The sequence below is a fragment of the uncultured Polaribacter sp. genome (genome assembly GCF_947501385.1).
Taxonomy (GTDB): domain Bacteria; phylum Bacteroidota; class Bacteroidia; order Flavobacteriales; family Flavobacteriaceae; genus Polaribacter.
In genome coordinates, this window is sequence record NZ_CANMVP010000009.1 from 34086 (window position 1) to 50967 (window position 16882).

Sequence of the window (16882 nt, forward strand, 5' to 3'; positions counted from 1 at the left end):
TATACATTTCGGAAACAACAAATAAACTAAAGACCGTATTTGGTCAACTACCCGATTTTAGACGCTCACACAAGCAACTTTATGATCTAGAAAGCATCCTTCTCATTGGAATAATTTCCGTTATTTGTGGTGCAGATTCTTGGAATGAAATGGAAAACTATGCACGTTCAAAAGAAGAATTTCTACGTACCTTTCTTGATTTGCCCAATGGAATTCCATCGCACGACACTTTTAACCGTGTATTTTCTAATATTGATAGCGCTCAATTTGAATCCTGTTCTATCCAATGGGTAAACACATTGTTAGAATTACAACCACAAGAAGTTGTAGCCATTGACGGTAAAACCATTAGAGGCGCCAAAGCAAATGGTAAAAAATCTCCTGTTCATATGGTTAGTGCGTGGGCGAATGAGAATAACCTTGTTTTGGGCCAAGTTAAAGTATCTGAAAAATCTAATGAAATTACAGCGATTCCAAAGTTATTGGAAGTCTTATCAATAAAAGACACGATAGTGACCATAGATGCCATGGGATGCCAAACCGAAATAGCTTCAGCCATTATAGAAAAGGATGCAGACTATATTTTAGCTGCAAAAGAAAACCAAGCACAATTACATCAAAACATTGAAGATGAATTTAGATTTGGTAAATCTTTAAGCACACATCAATCTCTAGAACTAGACCATGGTAGAATTGAAACTCGGATCTGTAGTGTTATGACCGATTTTAAGTTCATTGAAACAAATAATAAATGGAAGAACTTAACAGCTATTATAAAAATTGAAAGCAACCGTGAGTTTAAAAATTTAGAAAAACCTACAGAGCAAGCTACACTATATTACATCTCTAGTTTAGCTTCCACAAATCCAGAAGATTTTCAAAAAGCAGTCAGATCTCATTGGGCTATAGAAAATAAACTTCATTGGACATTAGATGTAGCTTTCTCTGAGGATGCTTCTAGAAAAAGAATCGGGAATGCAGTACAAAATTTCTCAATACTAAACAAGATTGCTTTGAACCTATTAAAAAATGAAAAATCAAGCAAAATAGGCGTCAAAAGTAGAAGACTTAAAGCGAGATGGGACAATCATTATCTTATAAAGGTGCTAAATCTAATGAAAGTTTAATGCGTTTGCCCTGATTCAAATTACTTAACAGTTTCTGTTGTTGATAAGAATAATAATCTTTGTAATACTGTAAAATGGTGCAATTAACTTTCGAAGTTACGTTCTAGTAACTATTAAATTGGTTTCAAATTATTAATCAAACTCTTTAGAAATGGTAAACTTGTCTACTATAAAAAGTTTATTGATAATTTAATCTTTGCTGTTAAATATAAAAATAAAGGTAGTACAATAATTATAATAATAAAGAGGAAAAGGTTTAAAACCTAAAAGTAATATCTAGCACTTAAAGAAAGAATCTTGAATAAAGCTATTTAATTAAAATTTCCCTCTTTTTACTTACTATAAATTTAATGCTAACGTAAGATCTTTAAATGCAACATTTTTGCCCTATAGTTTGGAAAAAGAACGTTTATATACAGCCTATTTTTGTATTAGCAACAAAATGTAGATAAAACATACACTTAAAGTTGCTATCAGTAAAAAATTTATTTTTAAAATGAAAAATATACAACTTTTAGTAATTGCTTTTTTGATAGTGATACAGGGCTACGGTCAAATAGACAATTGCGGTAGTGTTATAAACGATACATTTGATGAAGCTGGAGCATTACCAGCTGGATGGATAGAATATAATACCTCAGGAAGAGTTACGGTAGAGTCTGGTAAGTTAAAATTTAACCATAATACCACAAAACCTTCTGCACAACGAACTTTTGATCCAACTTCAAATAATTCATTTTTTACTTTTGACGTTTCCGCATCACGAAATTCAGTTAACTGTCAAATTCATTTAGTATCCTCTACAGGTAAATATCTGTCTAGCATTGCAATAGGTATTGGTACAGCAACCATAAAATATGCTACTGCAATGCAAAATGGCGTGCCTAGTAATTTTGTGGATGGTTCAACCGTAAAAAGTTTTTCAACAAACACAGTGTTTACACTTGCATCTCAAATTGATTTTACTTCAAAAAAAGTCAATTTTTATAACAACGGAGAATTAGTTTTTGCAGATGTTCCTTTTTTAGAAGACGCAGAAGACACAGCTAAAATTGATATTCAGTTAATTTACATGTATGCTAATAACGGTCAATTCTATTTTGACAATATTGCTTTAATAAATGGTGGAGAAGAAAAGCTATCGCTCAAGACTGAAATTACCAATGCAGAAAATGTAATTGAATCTGCCATTGTGGGAACTAACTATGGAGAATATTCACAAGCCTCTTTAGATACATTTAATTCTGCGATTGATGATGCCAAATCAACATTAGAAAATTGCGATGCAAATGCTAGTGATATTCAACAAGCAATCTCACAACTTAATGCAGCTCAAGATGTATTTACTGCCTCGAGTGTAAATGATCCTGTTCTTAAAATGTATGCTGGATATAATTTTTCTGGAGACAAGCGAGAAATATATTGTGGTTATTACAATGGTAATTTAGAGAGTTATGACAATTTTGGTGTTTCATTTACCCTAGAGAAAGGATATATGGCAACTTTTGCTGAAGATGTTAACGGATTAGGTTTTAGCAAAGTATACATTGCTCAAGATGAAGATTTAGAAATTAACTTACCAACTGATTTACAGCAATCTATTTCTTTTATTCGAGTAAGTCCTTGGTATCCTGTGGCTAAAAAAGGAAGTTTAGGAGCAGATATAAAATGGAGTAGTGCAAATAATTACAATACTACCTGGCATTATAGCTGGGGATTATCACCAAATGCTCAAGTTCCAGATGTAGAGTTTGTTCCAATGTCATGGAGTACTGGAGATAACTGGACATCTTTAGCAAAGATGAAAGAAGTTGGAGAAAACATGAAGTTTAATCATCTTCTGGCATTTAACGAACCAGATAATTCAGGTCAATCAAACTTAACGGTAGAAGAAGCTTTAGCAGCATATCCTAAATTGTTGGCTTCTGGCCTTAGAATTGGAGCTCCTGGTGTTGAAAACGTTCAATACAGTGCAAATAATGATTCTTTCAACGAAAACTCTTGGATAAAACGATTTATGGATTCTTGTGTAGTGCGTGGCTATCGAGTAGATTTTATCCCTGCTCATGATTATGTTCGTCGATCAAGTTCCACTTTTATAGAACGCTTTAAAGCACTTCACGATAGATATGATTTACCAGTTTGGGTAACAGAATATAATTATGGAAATCCTAATTTTGGTTCTGCAAATTTAACATTAGAACAAGGTTATAATAATATAAAAAGTTTAACAGAGGCGCTAGAAGCCGCTGATTTTGTTGAGCGTTACAATTGGTATTATTTCTTTGGAGCAAATACAGGAATAGGCGGAATTACTAATGGAGTACTCAATATAACTGGTCAATTCTACAGGGATTTGCAATCACAAAATCCATCATACTCTCAAGAAGTTTATGAACAAGGAACATTAAGGGTAAATAATTTTGATGAAAATCAAAGCAATATAATGTTATATCCAAATCCAGTAACTAGCTCAATATTTACTGTGGATTATGGAAATCTTTCCACCTCAAACGATATTGATATTAAGCTATTTACTATTTACGGAAAAGAAATAATGACAAAAAAAGGAGTAGCAAAGCAAATTGATATTTCTAGCTTGAACAACGGTGTTTACCTAGTAAATATTGTTTCGGAAAATATAAACATAACAAAAAAAATAATTATTAATAGAAAAAGGAATTAATATGAAAAAAATATACTTATTGCTTATAACTCTTCTTGTTGTAACAAACACTTATTCACAGACTACATGTGGAACTTCAGTTGATAACACTTTTGATGTAGCAGGTAGCTTACCTGATGGTTGGGTAGAATACAATACTTCTGGGCGAGTAACAGTAGAAGGAGGCAAATTGAAATTCAATCATAATACAACAATGCCTTCTGTTTATCATACGTTTAGTCCAACAACTACAGATTCAAAATTTTCTTTTGATGTTTCAGCTTCTCGTGCTTCTGTAAATTGTCAAGTACACTTAATCTCATCAACAGGTAAATATTTATCTAGTATAGCTATGGGAATTGGAACGGCTACTATAAAACATGCTACTTCAATAACAAATGGAGTTCCAAGTGCATTTACTGACGGAACAAAAGTGGTAAGTTTTCCTACCAATACTGTTTTTACAGTCGCAACTCAGGTTAAGTTTGATACAAAAAAAATTGATTTATTCATCAATAACGAATTGGTAGCAACAGATGTTGATTTTTTAGAAGACGCAGAAGATATTGCTAAAATTGATATTCAATTGATTTTTATGTATGCTAATAATGGTCAGTTTTATTTTGATAATATTTCTTTATTAAGTGGAGAAGAAAACCGGTTGCTTTTAAACACCAATGTTACAGCTGCTGAAAATCTTATAGCTACTGCTTCTATTGGAGATAATTATAATCAATATCCGCAATCCGCAGTAGATACTTTTCAATCTGTGGTAGATGATGTAAATACATTGCTTGTAGATTGTGACGCATCTTCAAGTGCCATAGACAGTTCTATTTCAGATCTTGAAGCAGCTCAAACTGTTTTTGAAGCAGCAAGAGTAAATGATCCTGTATTAAAGTTATATGCAAACTATGATTTTACAGGAGAAGAACGAGAAGTTTTTTGTGGATATTACAATGGAGGTTTAGGTGCTTACGATAACTTTGGAGTTTCGTTTACTCTTGAAAAAGGATATATGGTAACTTTTGCAGAAAATATAAATGGTTTAGGTATTAGTAAAGTATACATTGCACAAGATAATGATTTAGCAATTAACTTACCTGAAAATCTACAAAACAAAATATCTTTTATTCGTTTAAGTCCTTGGTTCAATGTTCAAAAAAAAGGAATAGGTGCAAAAGGGACAGATGTTGTAGCGACACTTGATAATAAATGGTGGTATAACTGGGGTAACAATGGAATAGATGTTGACGGAGCAAAATTTGTACCAAATCAATGGGGAGGAGGTTCTGTTACTACTGCTATAAATCTAGGTAAAAGGATGGATATTGACCATTACATGGCTTATAATGAACCGGATAATGATGATCAATCTAATATGACAGTAGATAGAGCCATTGAAAAATATCCAGAATTATTAGCTTCTGGTTTACGTTTAGGTTCTCCAGCAAATACAGATGGAGCTAAAGGTGAAGCATGGAGAAATGAATTTATGACAAAAGCAGAAGCTGCTGGTTTACGAGTAGATTATATAGTAGTTCACTATTATAAAAAAACATCTCCAGCAAATTTCTATAATTGGCTAAAAGCGATACACGATAAATGGAAAAGACCCATTTGGATAAAAGAATTTAATTATGGAGCAACTTGGACAGCACAACCAGCTTCGAATACGGCAGCAGGAAATGGTTTAATTTCTTACATGAATATGTTAGATAATACTGATTTTGTAGAACGTTATGCTGTATTTACCTGGCAACCAGATAAACCAATTTACTCTTTAATGTCCGTTAGAACTCCAGTAACGTTGAGTAGTTCTGGAATAATGTATAGAGATCATGTATCTCCAGCTGCATATACACAAGAAACTTACGAACAAGGAGGAAATTTATCTGTAGAAGATGATTTATTTTTATCAACTATTTCTGTATTTCCAACTTTAGTTACTAATGGTGTATTAAATGTAAGATATTCAGACGATATCCAAAAAGACACGCAAGTAACTATGTTTAATATAATGGGACAACAAGTAAAAAAAGTAAGCTTATCAAAACAAATAAGTGTTGGAAACTTAGCTCCAGGGTTATATTTACTAAAAATAACATCAGGATCAAAAAGTATTGATAAAAAAATAATTATTCAATAAGTAAAGAATTTTAACGCTTGACTTAGTTACTGATAAAATAAAAAAATGGAAAAAGTAAAACAGTATATTCTTCTACTCATATTAAGCATTTCTTTTTGCACTTATGCACAAAGCATAAAGTATGTAAATGATATGGACTACGTTTTGGGTGACGTAAAACAAGCTTTCATTACAAATAGAATAAGTAATCAATCACAAGCAGATAACCTGCTTAAAGGATTCAAAACTATGGGCGTAAATGGCATTCGTATTCCTATTTTTGGAAGAGACGTCAACGGAAATGCGCTTACTCCAAATAAAGAAATGCTCGATTATTTTTATACCAAAGCATTAGAACAAGGTTTTTTAATTTTTGCAAATCCTGCTCAAGGTGGAGGTGGCGCGCGTATTGCCAATAATATGCTTAATGGAACTGTACCTAGTGTTAAAGACAATTCAGCAGCTACTACTGAATTAATATTAAGGGTATTAGAGTTTTCATCAGAATATCCAGATTGTAAATGGATAAATCCTTTTAATGAAGATGGTAGAGCAACCAATAGTACTTGGAGTGTAGATCAGATTAATACAATCTACGCAGCATTGTATAATAATGTGAGCGGAGCAGAATTAATAGGACCATGTACTTGGGGTCTTCCAGCCGGGATTGATATGTTTCAAAATACGCAAGTAGCAAATTACATAACAGTTGCTGCCACCCATAATTTGGGTTTTCATCACAATCAATGGTCTTCATTTATCAATTTAGCCAAAAATGAAGGATTACCAGTTTGGGATTCTGAAGTCAATCATAACGATGCAAAAGGTAATGGGACTCGTTTAGAAAAAGCAATAGAGAACAAAGTAGACGGATTGGTTTTATATAATTCATGGACTAATATAAGTTTAACAACAGGTGCTGTAAATGCAGGTGGAGAAAGGATGATGGCATTATATTTAGATCAAACATCATTATCTACAGACAATTATGAAGATTTTAAATTACAAATATCACCCAATCCTTTTGTAGATAAGTTAAAAATAGTTTCACCAAATGCAAATATTGCTAGTTACACTATTTATAACCTGAATGGAAAAGAAATATTACGAAGCAAAAACGAAATATTTTCAACTAAAATAGAAATTAATACAAGCAAATTTTCTAAAGGACTATATCTCATTAAACTTAATGGAGATAGTTTTTCAAAAAACTATAAATTGATTAAAAATTAAAAAAGAAATAATACATATTATGAAAAATAACCCTAAAAACAATTTTAAAACACTCATTATCATTTTCTTATTTATGTTAAGTGGAAATGTATTTTCACAGTCTATATATACTAATGACATGGATTATGTTTTGGGTGATGTTAAACAACGCTTTATTACTGGTGCGGTAACTACTGAAGCACAGGTTTTGAATTTGTTAAAAGGATTTAAAACGATGAGAGTTAATGGAATACGTATTCCTATCTTTCCTGAAGGAGAAAATCCTCAACCAGAAATAATGGAGTATTTTTATGAGCAAGCTATGGCTCAAGGTTTCCCAATATTTGCAAATCCAGCACAAGATTCTGGTGGGCGAAGAATTGCAAGTGGTTCACTAAAAAGTGCAGATTTAATTGCAACAGAAAATAACCAGGCAGCAACAGAAACCTTAATTAGAGTGGTATCAGAATTTGCGTTAAATCATCCAGGATTAAAATGGATGAATCCTTTTAATGAGGATGGAAGGCCAGGAAATGGATGGAGTATTGCACAAATGAATGAAATTTATAGTCGACTTAAAACTAATTTAGAAACGTATTTCGATGATGGTCAAATTCCAAGTGTTCCAGAAATAATTGGGCCTTGTGTGTGGGGACTTCCTGCATCTATTATAGTGATGAGAGATACCAATGTATCTGACTATATTACCGTGGCAACAAGCCATAATCTAGGTTTTAATAACGGACAATGGACCACTTTTATTAATCTAGCAAAACAGAAAAATTTACCAGTTTGGGATTCAGAAGTAAATAATAGTAGTAACGGTGGTTTATCAAGAATCGATACTGCTATTGAAAATAAAGTAGACGGTTTAGTTATTTACAATTCAGGAAATACGATTAATATGGGTACAGGTAAAATAGGAGGATTAAACGAAATTTACATGTCAAAATATTTAAAACCAAGAGAAAATCTCGCTTTAAATGACCAAGCTATAGCGACCCAGTCAACAACACTGGCTAGTATGCCAGCAAGTAACGCAATTGATGGAGATATTTCAGGTAGTTACAATGGAGGAAATGGCTCAATTTCAATTGCAGGAGCAGATGGACAAGGAGATGTTTGGTGGCAAGTAGATTTAGGATCAGACCAAAAGATAGGAAGCGTAAAGCTATTTAACAGAACAGATGCCTGCTGTATTAATAGAATGTCAGATTATTCAGTAACCATTTTTAACAGTAGTAATACAGTAGTTTTCAATCAAAGATATACAGACATACCAGATCAGGCAGTAGAACTAGAAACTGGAGACGTAACAGGTAGAATTGTAAAAGTACAGCAATATACGGGTTCTTCTTTATCGCTGGCAGAAGTACAAGTTTTTGAAAGCTCTTCAGCATTATCAACTACCACTGAAGAAAAACCAAAAGTAACTATATATCCTAATCCAGTTTTAGATAATTTTACAGTATTAGCTCCAAATGCAGATTTCAATACATATACTTTATATAATATTAAAGGTCAAAAGATTTCAACAGATACTTTTGAAAATAATGCCAATGGAATAGACATAAATGTTAGTGGACTTTCTAAAGGAATTTATTTACTAAAATTAGAAGGAGCTAGATCTTCTGTAACGCACAAAATTGTAAAAGAATAATTTTTTTTTAATTTTGATAAAATGAATATGAAAAAAATACCATTAATAATATCAATTTTAATACTTACAATATCTTGTGGAACTGAAACAAGAAAACAAAAAAAAATAGTTGATTTTAAAAAACCAAACATCATATACATCCTTGCGGATGATTTGGGATATGGAGATATACAGAGTTTTAATCCAGCTGGAAAAATACCCACAGTAAATTTAGATGATATGGTATCAAATGGTGTAATGTTTACCAATGCACATACTTCGTCGGCAGTTTGTACTCCAACTAGATATAGTATTTTAACTGGACGCTATAATTGGAGAAGCCAATTAAAATCTGGAGTGTTAAGTGGATATTCAAAATCACTAATTCAACCCAATCGAACTACTATTGCAGATATGTTGAAATCTAAAGGATATCACACCGCTTATATTGGAAAATGGCATTTAGGTTGGGATTGGGCAATAGAAGAAGACAACCAACAAAACATAGATCAATTAAACGCAAGACCAACAGTTGATTTTACAAAACCCATTAAAAATGGACCTGCTGCTCACGGATTCGATTATTCTTTTGGTTTTTGTGGATCTTTAGATATGCCTCCTTATGTTTATGTTGAAAACAGCATGGCTACAATGGTGCCCACAAAAAAAACAGTTTCTAAAGCTCAAAAAGGATTTTGGAGAAAAGGAATCACTTCAGATGATTTTATGCATGAAACTGCTTTACAAGATGTAACAGACAAAGCAGTCAGTTATATCAATCAAAAAGCAAAACAAGACGCTCCGTTCTTTTTATACTTTCCTTTACCAGCACCTCACACACCTATTTTACCTACTAAAGAGTTTTTAGGAAAAAGTAATACCAATGCTTATGGTGATTTTGTAATGCAAGTAGATGATGTAGTTCGCCAAATAAGAGCAACACTCAAAGAGCAAGGTGTTTCAGAAAATACATTATTGGTGTTTACCAGTGATAATGGGTGCTCTCCAAAAGCAAATTTTGAAGAATTAGCAAAAATAGACCACCATCCAAATTATGTATTTAGAGGAGCAAAAGCAGATATTTATGAAGGTGGGCATCATGTTCCTTTTATTGTTGAATGGCCCAATAAAGCGTTAAAAAATGCAACTACAAATAAAACAATTTCTACTACAGATTTTTTTGCAACTTGTGCAGATATTGTAGATTATCCAGTAAAAGATGATGAAGCAGAAGATAGTTACAGCATGCTGCCATTATTATCAAAAAAAGACGAAAAAGAAATACGAGAATATATTATTTATCATTCTATTGACGGTTCTTTTGCGATTAAAAACGGAGATTGGAAATTATGTACTACGGCGGGTTCTGGTGGATGGAGTTATCCAAAACCAAATCAAATTAAAAAACAAAAATTAGATTTACCAGCAATGCAATTATTCAATCTTAAAGAGGATATTGGAGAAACCAAAAATTTAATAGACGACTATCCAGAAAAGGTTGATGAATTAAAAATGGCATTGAAAAAAATTATTTTAGATGGACGAAGTACTAAAGGAGAAGTGCAAAAAAATGAAGGACTGGAAAGTTGGTCTCAAATAAAAATAATAATTGAATAAAAACCAGTACCTAAAATTTAAATAAATGAAAACAAATCTGTTAAGTTACATAGTATTGATTTTTGTCGCTTCAGCGTGCCAATCAATAAAACCCAATCAAGGTAAAAAAACGGATACTCTAATTAGTATTTCAAGCCTATTAAATGAAATGGTAGATAGAGATGCTATTGCAAAATATCCTAAAACAAATTTTAAGCTAAAGCAGGAAAGCAGTTATAACCGCGCATCCAAAACTATAGAAGATAAAAAGGGATGGTTTAATAACAAAGATTATAATAACAATCAAAAAGATCATAATTTTATTCGTGTTGAAGAAAATAACGGACAAAAAGAATGGGTGTTAATGGATCATAAAGGAGCTGGTGCCATTGTGCGTACTTGGATGCCTTTTAAAAATGCCAAAAAACCAAATACTAATATCCAAATTAAAATATATTTAGACGGAGCTAAAGAACCCGCTCTTGAAGGGAACATGTTGGGTTTGTTAAATGGCACTGGACTTATCCCCTATCCCTTTGCGCACAAATCCTTACGTTCTGCTGTTTCTTTTTTTCCTATTCCTTATGCTAAAAGTTGTAAAGTTACGGTGACCAATCGACCTTTTTTCTACCAATTTACCTACCGTGAATACGATGAAGGCACACCCATAAAAACATTCACAATAGAAGATTTTAACCAAGCGAAATCGAAAATAGAACCTGTTGGTAAATTATTATTATCACCAAAAAATGATACTGAAGGTAAAGATGTTACGCTTTTTGAAACCTTAAAAGCAAATGAAGAAAAGTCTGTGGAGTTGCCTAAAGGAGTAGCCGCTATTCGTGCACTTTCTTTAAAATTAGGAAGTTATCAAGATTCAACAATTACAAGAGATGTAATTATAAAGATAAATTTTGATGATAAACAAACTGTTTGGTGTCCCATCAGTGAATTTTTTGGAACTGGCGTAGGTTTAAATCCTTTTCAAGGATGGTACAGAACCGTTGCAAAAGATGGTACCATGTCTTCTCGTTGGGTAATGCCCTATCAAAAAACAGGAACAATCTCTATTATGAATCGAAGTAAAAAACCAATTGAAATTGAATTAAATGCGAACATTGGCGATTGGAAATGGGATAGTAGTTCTATGTATTTTCATGCTGGTTATCATCAACAATATCCTGTGTCAACACGCCCCTATTCAGACTGGAATTACATAGAAATAAGTGGTAAAGGTGTTTATGTGGGCGATGCATTGACCATTATGAATCCTGTGGAAAAATGGTGGGGAGAAGGAGATGAAAAAATTTGGGTGGATGGAGAAGATTTTCCGTCCATATTTGGAACTGGTACAGAAGATTATTATGGTTATTCTTGGGGTGGTATGAGTACAGACTTCTATGAACATCCTTTTCATGCACAACCACGTTCTCATATATATAACAAACTGAATAGAAAAAAGATAGTTTTCGAAAAAAACACAAAAGGATTCAGTACAGAAACTCGCACGAGAGCATTAGATATCATGCCTTTTAATAGTTCGTTAAAATTAGACATGGAAGTTTGGCACTGGAAAGATTGCGAGATGGAATTTGCAGTAGGAACCTATTGGTATGGTTTACCTGGCGCAATGTCAAATAGAGATACCATTTCAATGAAAGATTTAAAATAGCAGAATATAAAATCAAAATTAATGAGCATACCTATTTTTAAAATAAAAAAAATACCTATCTTTTATTTCCTTTTTATAGGAATGTTATTTTTTGAATGTAAAACAAATCAAAAAAAGAAAGCAAACACTATGAATGAAAAATCTACAGTGACTACCTATCAAAATGATATTGATTTTCTAAAAAATCATACCCAAATTATAGAATTAGCCGGTGAGGATGGCAATGCTAGAATAGCGGTCGCTCCTGCGCTACAAGGGCGCATAATGACTAGCAGTGCTTCTGGGAATGCTGGTTCTAGTTATGGTTGGATAAACAGAGCACTTTTTATAGCTAAAGATACACTAGAACACATCAATGCTTATGGAGGTGAAGAACGATTTTGGCTCGGCCCAGAAGGAGGTCAGTACAGCATCTTCTTTAAAAAAGGAGCTGATTTTACCCTTAAAAACTGGCAAACACCAAGACTTATAGACCTTGCCCCTTTTAATGTAAAAACAAAAACATCCAATAAAGTAGTTTTTACAAAAAATGCTGCTATTACCAATTATGCAGGGTTTCAGTTTGATATGAATATCGAGCGAGAAGTTAGCTTGTTAACCAATCAAGAAATACGAACAGAACTAGGCATAAATAATCTTGAAGGATTACATACAGTTGGCTATAGTACAAAAAATACCTTAACAAATTCAGGTAAAAAAGACTGGAAAAAAGAAACAGGATTATTGTCTATTTGGCTGTTGGGAATGTTTAATCATTCGCCCACAACTACTATTGTTGTTCCTTATGTTTCTGGAGACGAATCAGAATTAGGAATAGCTGTAAATGATACGTATTTTGGAAAAGTTCCATCAGATAGATTAGTGGTTAAAGAAAACGTTATTTTTTTTAAAGGTGATGGTAAGTATAGAAGTAAAATTGGATTGTCTCCACTAAGAGCAAAAGATATTTTGGGTTCTTATGATGCTACAAATAACGTTTTAACACTTGTAACATATAATAAACCAAAAGGTGTCACAGAATATGTAAATTCAATGTGGGAAATTCAAGAGCAACCTTATGCTGGCGATGTAGTTAATTCCTATAACGATGGAGCGCCAGCTCCAGGAGAAAAACCATTAGGCCCATTTTACGAGTTAGAAACCTCATCACCTGCATTAGAACTAGAAGTAGGAGAAAGTGCTACGCATATTCAATATACATTTCATATTGAAGGAAATAAAGAAAAGCTAAGTGCTATTTCAGAAAAAATGTTAGGCGTTTCTTTAGAAGAGATTCATAATGCATTTTAGAGAGATCGTTTGAACTAAAATTTCATAAAAAATTATAAACCAATCAAAACCAAAACACTAAATCACCATTTAAAATGAGGATTTTTTTTATTTTATTACTTTGTTTATATGGATCCTGTCACAAAGAAGCTTCACAAGCAAAAAAACCCAACATCATTCTTATGTATGCAGATGATTTAGGCATAGGACTGCTTGGTCATGAAGGACAACAAATAATAAAAACACCTCATCTAGATCAACTGGCAAAGGAAGGGATGCGTTTTCAAAATGCCTATGCTGGAATGCTTTGCGCGCCATCAAGAGCCTCTCTTATCACTGGAAAACACGATTGTCATTTCCCTAGTTTTGAAATCACAAAAGCAGGTATGTATAAGGGCATAGCAAAAGATAGATTTTCTCTTTCTAAAGTGAAGTCAAAAATAAATAGTTCTTTATCTCCCATTCCTGAAGAGGCTGTGTTTCTTGGAGAAGTAGCACAAAAATCTGGATATACAACAGCTCAATACGGTAAATTAGAATGGGGTTTCGCCACTACACATCAACAAATACAACGGCATGGTTGGGACACTTATTTTGGATATCTAGATCACGGTAGAGCGCATGGTTTTTATCCTCCTTATTTATTTGGAAACGGGAAATTAATTCAAATTGAAGGAAATACACTTTCAAATAGCGGAAAATCTAAAGAGCCAGAAACCAAAGAAGCCTACAAAGAACGCTGGAATAAAAAAGGAAAAAAAGTGTATTCCCAAGAAATTTTTATGGACAGTATTCTTAACTTTATAATAAAAAATAAAGAAAAACCGTTCTTTTTATATTTTCCAACCCAATTGCCTCATGGACCCGTTGCAATTCCTAAAGTGCATAAGGATTTTAAAAATGATGAGCGTTTAACACAAATAGAAAAAGAATATGCCTCTATGGTAAAAATGTTAGATGATAACGTTGGGCAAATCATGAAAGCACTGAAAAAACAAGATATTGATGACAGTACCATCGTTATTTTTACCGCAGATAATGGTCATGAAATCTATTATTCACAAAAAGGACGCATTCATAAACCTTACACCAATATGAAAACAGGAAAACCATTTGATAATTTTGAAGCTAAATATTACAGTGAATCTGGTGGTGATGTATTTGATGGAAATGGTGGAAGAGCAGGACTAAAAAAAAGCAATTTACAAGGAGGTATCAACGTTCCGCTTATTGTAAGATGGCCAAATAAAATACCTTCCAAAACTGTGAGCAGACGTTTGGTAGCCAATTATGATCTATTGCCAACCATTGCTGAAATTACTGGTTTTTCAGGCGATTTAAATTGTGACGGAATTTCATTTCTTTCTGAATTGATTAAAGAAAATCAAAATATCGAACATGATTACGTAGTGTTTTCATCATTTACAGGACCAACTTTAATCACCAATGATGGTTGGAAAATTAGACATTTTAATGCAAAAGATGCATTTGAATTATACTATTTACCAGAAGATTTTAGAGAGGAAAAAGACCTATCAAAAAAATATCCAGAGAAAGTAGAGGAACTTAAAAAAACACTTCTCAAAGCCTGCGACAGAGATTATCAAAATGGACTTTTCTCTTATAAAAAAATAATAAAAATAATTTAATATGCACAGAATAACCAAATTGTTAAAACTTTCTCTTTCAATAGTTTTATTTGTCCTTATTTCTAGTTTTTATAGTTGTTCATCAAAAGAAGAAATTAGCGTACACGCTCCAGATGCTGCTGTACAACTTTTAATTCATGAAAATGAAGGCAAAATTAGTTATCAATTAGTATGGCAAAATGAACTTGTAGTTGATACCTCTTTAGTATCAATTCTTGAAGATGTACCTATTAAAATCACTAAAAGTGAAATCAAATCGATGGACTCAACTTGGAAACCAGTTTGGGGACAATTCAGTACGATGAGAGATCAGTACAACGAGCTCATACTTCATATTGAAGCAGATGGTGTAAAAGGAAAACTTTTTGCTCGTGTTTACAATACTGGTGTTGGTTTTAGATATCAATTAGATGAAGTAAATAACATAAAAACAGCTACATTATATTGCGAATATAATCTTGCTAATGAAGATCAACTGTATTTTCCTGCTGGAGAAAAAGAACCTGTTGGGCCTTTAGATATCAAAAAATTAAAAAGTGCCACCACAAAAACAAAATTTGCAATTCCTATTGTTGTAGAAAAATCAAATCAAAAATTCATTTCTTTTTTAGAATCAGATTTAATAGCTGCCAAAGGTTTCAAAACCATGAACGTAAATTTTAATACACAAAAAGGAGTGCTTTTTTCCTCCAATCAAATTACTGTAAAAGATACTGAATTACTGTCTCCATGGCGCGTAATTTTGTTGGGAGAAAATGCAGGAGATTTAGTAATCAATACTGTTCCTTTAAACTTAGCAACACCATCAAAATTAGAAAATACAGATTGGATACAACCTGGAAAAACAGTTTGGGATTGGCGTGTACATGGTTATACTACTGAAGATGGATTTACTTACGGAATAAACACAGAAAGTTATAAACGATTTATAGATTTTGCTGCCAAAAAAGGCATTGAATATTTTATGATTGATGCGGATTGGAACAGCAAAACCTCTAAAGGAAAATTTGAAGTAGCAAAGGAATTAGATTTACAAGCGGTGACCGATTATGCTTCAGCAAAAGGCGTTGATCTTCTGTTGTATTACGATAGAACAAAGGGGAATTTTGGTGATGACGAATTATTTCCATATTTCAATTCTCTAGGAATGAAAGGCATAAAATATGGTTTTATGGGAAATAATGTTGATTTCTCCAGAAATGCCATTCAAAAAAGTGCCGCCCATAATTTACTAATCGATTTTCACGACAGTCCTGTACCATTTACAGGGGTTAGCAGAACCTATCCAAACGCCATAACTCGCGAATATTGTCATGCTCAGCAAGATTATAGAAAAGCATTTACACCAGAAACTTTTCTTAAAATGGCACTAATCAACGCTATTCAAGGACCGTTAGATATGAACAATGGAAATTTTGATTTGATAGGAATTAATCGTGGAGATCGAAAAAAAGGGCCTAAAAAAACCAATTCCTATATCTCGACAGTAGTTTCAGAAGTAGCTAGAACTTTAGTGATATTTAGTGGTTTAGTTTGTATTCCAGACGCACCAGAAGCCTATGAAGCAAAAGCAGATTTATTCGCCTTTATTCAAAAAATGCCAGTGGGTCAATGGGACGAAACAAAAATTTTAAATGCTTCCATGGGCAAATATATTACAACTGCGCGTCGTCACGGCAAAGAATGGTTTATTGGAAGCGTTATCGATCAAAAAGGAGGGGAACTCAAAGTTGATTTTGATTTCTTGGAAGAAGATACAACGTATCAAGTTACTTTTTATGAAGACACCCCAGAGACACATGGCAAAACAAATCCAGAAGCCTATCAAATACGCACAAGAAAACTCAAAAAAGGAGCTATTTTAAAAATAGTATTGGCTCCGGGAGGTGGGCACTGTATGTGGATTAGGCCTGTATAAAAGTAAG

10 protein-coding genes are annotated in these 16882 nt (G+C 32.9%); all 10 read left to right on the forward strand.

All coding sequences use genetic code 11. From position 1 onward, the window contains the following. Positions 1 to 5 precede the first annotated feature (5 nt). The 10 genes from Q0998_RS07445 (at position 6) to Q0998_RS07490 (ending at position 16875) form a co-directional block, all read left to right on the forward strand. Positions 6 to 1127: an ISAs1 family transposase gene (locus Q0998_RS07445; RefSeq protein ID WP_299668583.1), complete on the forward strand. Its 1122-nt coding sequence runs from the start codon at positions 6 to 8 to the stop codon at positions 1125 to 1127. Positions 1128 to 1623: 496 nt separating this feature from the next. Continuing rightward, positions 1624 to 3813 carry a glycosyl hydrolase gene (locus Q0998_RS07450; RefSeq protein ID WP_299668323.1) on the forward strand — a complete coding sequence of 730 codons (2190 nt, stop codon included), beginning with the start codon at positions 1624 to 1626 and terminating at the stop codon, positions 3811 to 3813. Position 3814: 1 nt separating this feature from the next. Further along, on the forward strand, positions 3815 to 5941 hold the full coding sequence (locus Q0998_RS07455) for a glycosyl hydrolase (protein WP_299668326.1): 2127 nt from the start codon (positions 3815 to 3817) through the stop codon (positions 5939 to 5941). A gap of 45 nt (positions 5942 to 5986) precedes the next feature. Further along, on the forward strand, positions 5987 to 7153 hold the full coding sequence (locus Q0998_RS07460; RefSeq protein WP_299668328.1) for a T9SS type A sorting domain-containing protein: 1167 nt from the start codon (positions 5987 to 5989) through the stop codon (positions 7151 to 7153). Positions 7154 to 7172: 19 nt separating this feature from the next. After that, positions 7173 to 8792, forward strand: a complete 1620-nt coding sequence (locus Q0998_RS07465; protein ID WP_299668330.1) for a T9SS type A sorting domain-containing protein — start codon at positions 7173 to 7175, stop codon at positions 8790 to 8792. A 27-nt stretch (positions 8793 to 8819) separates the two neighbouring features. Continuing rightward, positions 8820 to 10388, forward strand: coding sequence for an arylsulfatase (locus tag Q0998_RS07470; RefSeq protein WP_299668333.1), 1569 nt, complete (start codon positions 8820 to 8822; stop codon positions 10386 to 10388). 25 nt (positions 10389 to 10413) lie between these two features. After that, complete coding sequence (locus Q0998_RS07475) at positions 10414 to 12039, forward strand: glycoside hydrolase family 172 protein (protein ID WP_299668335.1); 1626 nt, start codon at positions 10414 to 10416, stop codon at positions 12037 to 12039. 21 nt (positions 12040 to 12060) lie between these two features. Continuing rightward, on the forward strand, positions 12061 to 13329 hold the full coding sequence (locus Q0998_RS07480; protein ID WP_299668336.1) for a DUF6786 family protein: 1269 nt from the start codon (positions 12061 to 12063) through the stop codon (positions 13327 to 13329). A 74-nt stretch (positions 13330 to 13403) separates the two neighbouring features. Then, positions 13404 to 14957 carry an arylsulfatase gene (locus tag Q0998_RS07485; protein ID WP_299668338.1) on the forward strand — a complete coding sequence of 518 codons (1554 nt, stop codon included), beginning with the start codon at positions 13404 to 13406 and terminating at the stop codon, positions 14955 to 14957. Between the two features lies 1 nt (position 14958). After that, positions 14959 to 16875 carry a glycoside hydrolase family 97 protein gene (locus Q0998_RS07490; protein ID WP_299668341.1) on the forward strand — a complete coding sequence of 639 codons (1917 nt, stop codon included), beginning with the start codon at positions 14959 to 14961 and terminating at the stop codon, positions 16873 to 16875. Positions 16876 to 16882 lie beyond the last annotated feature (7 nt).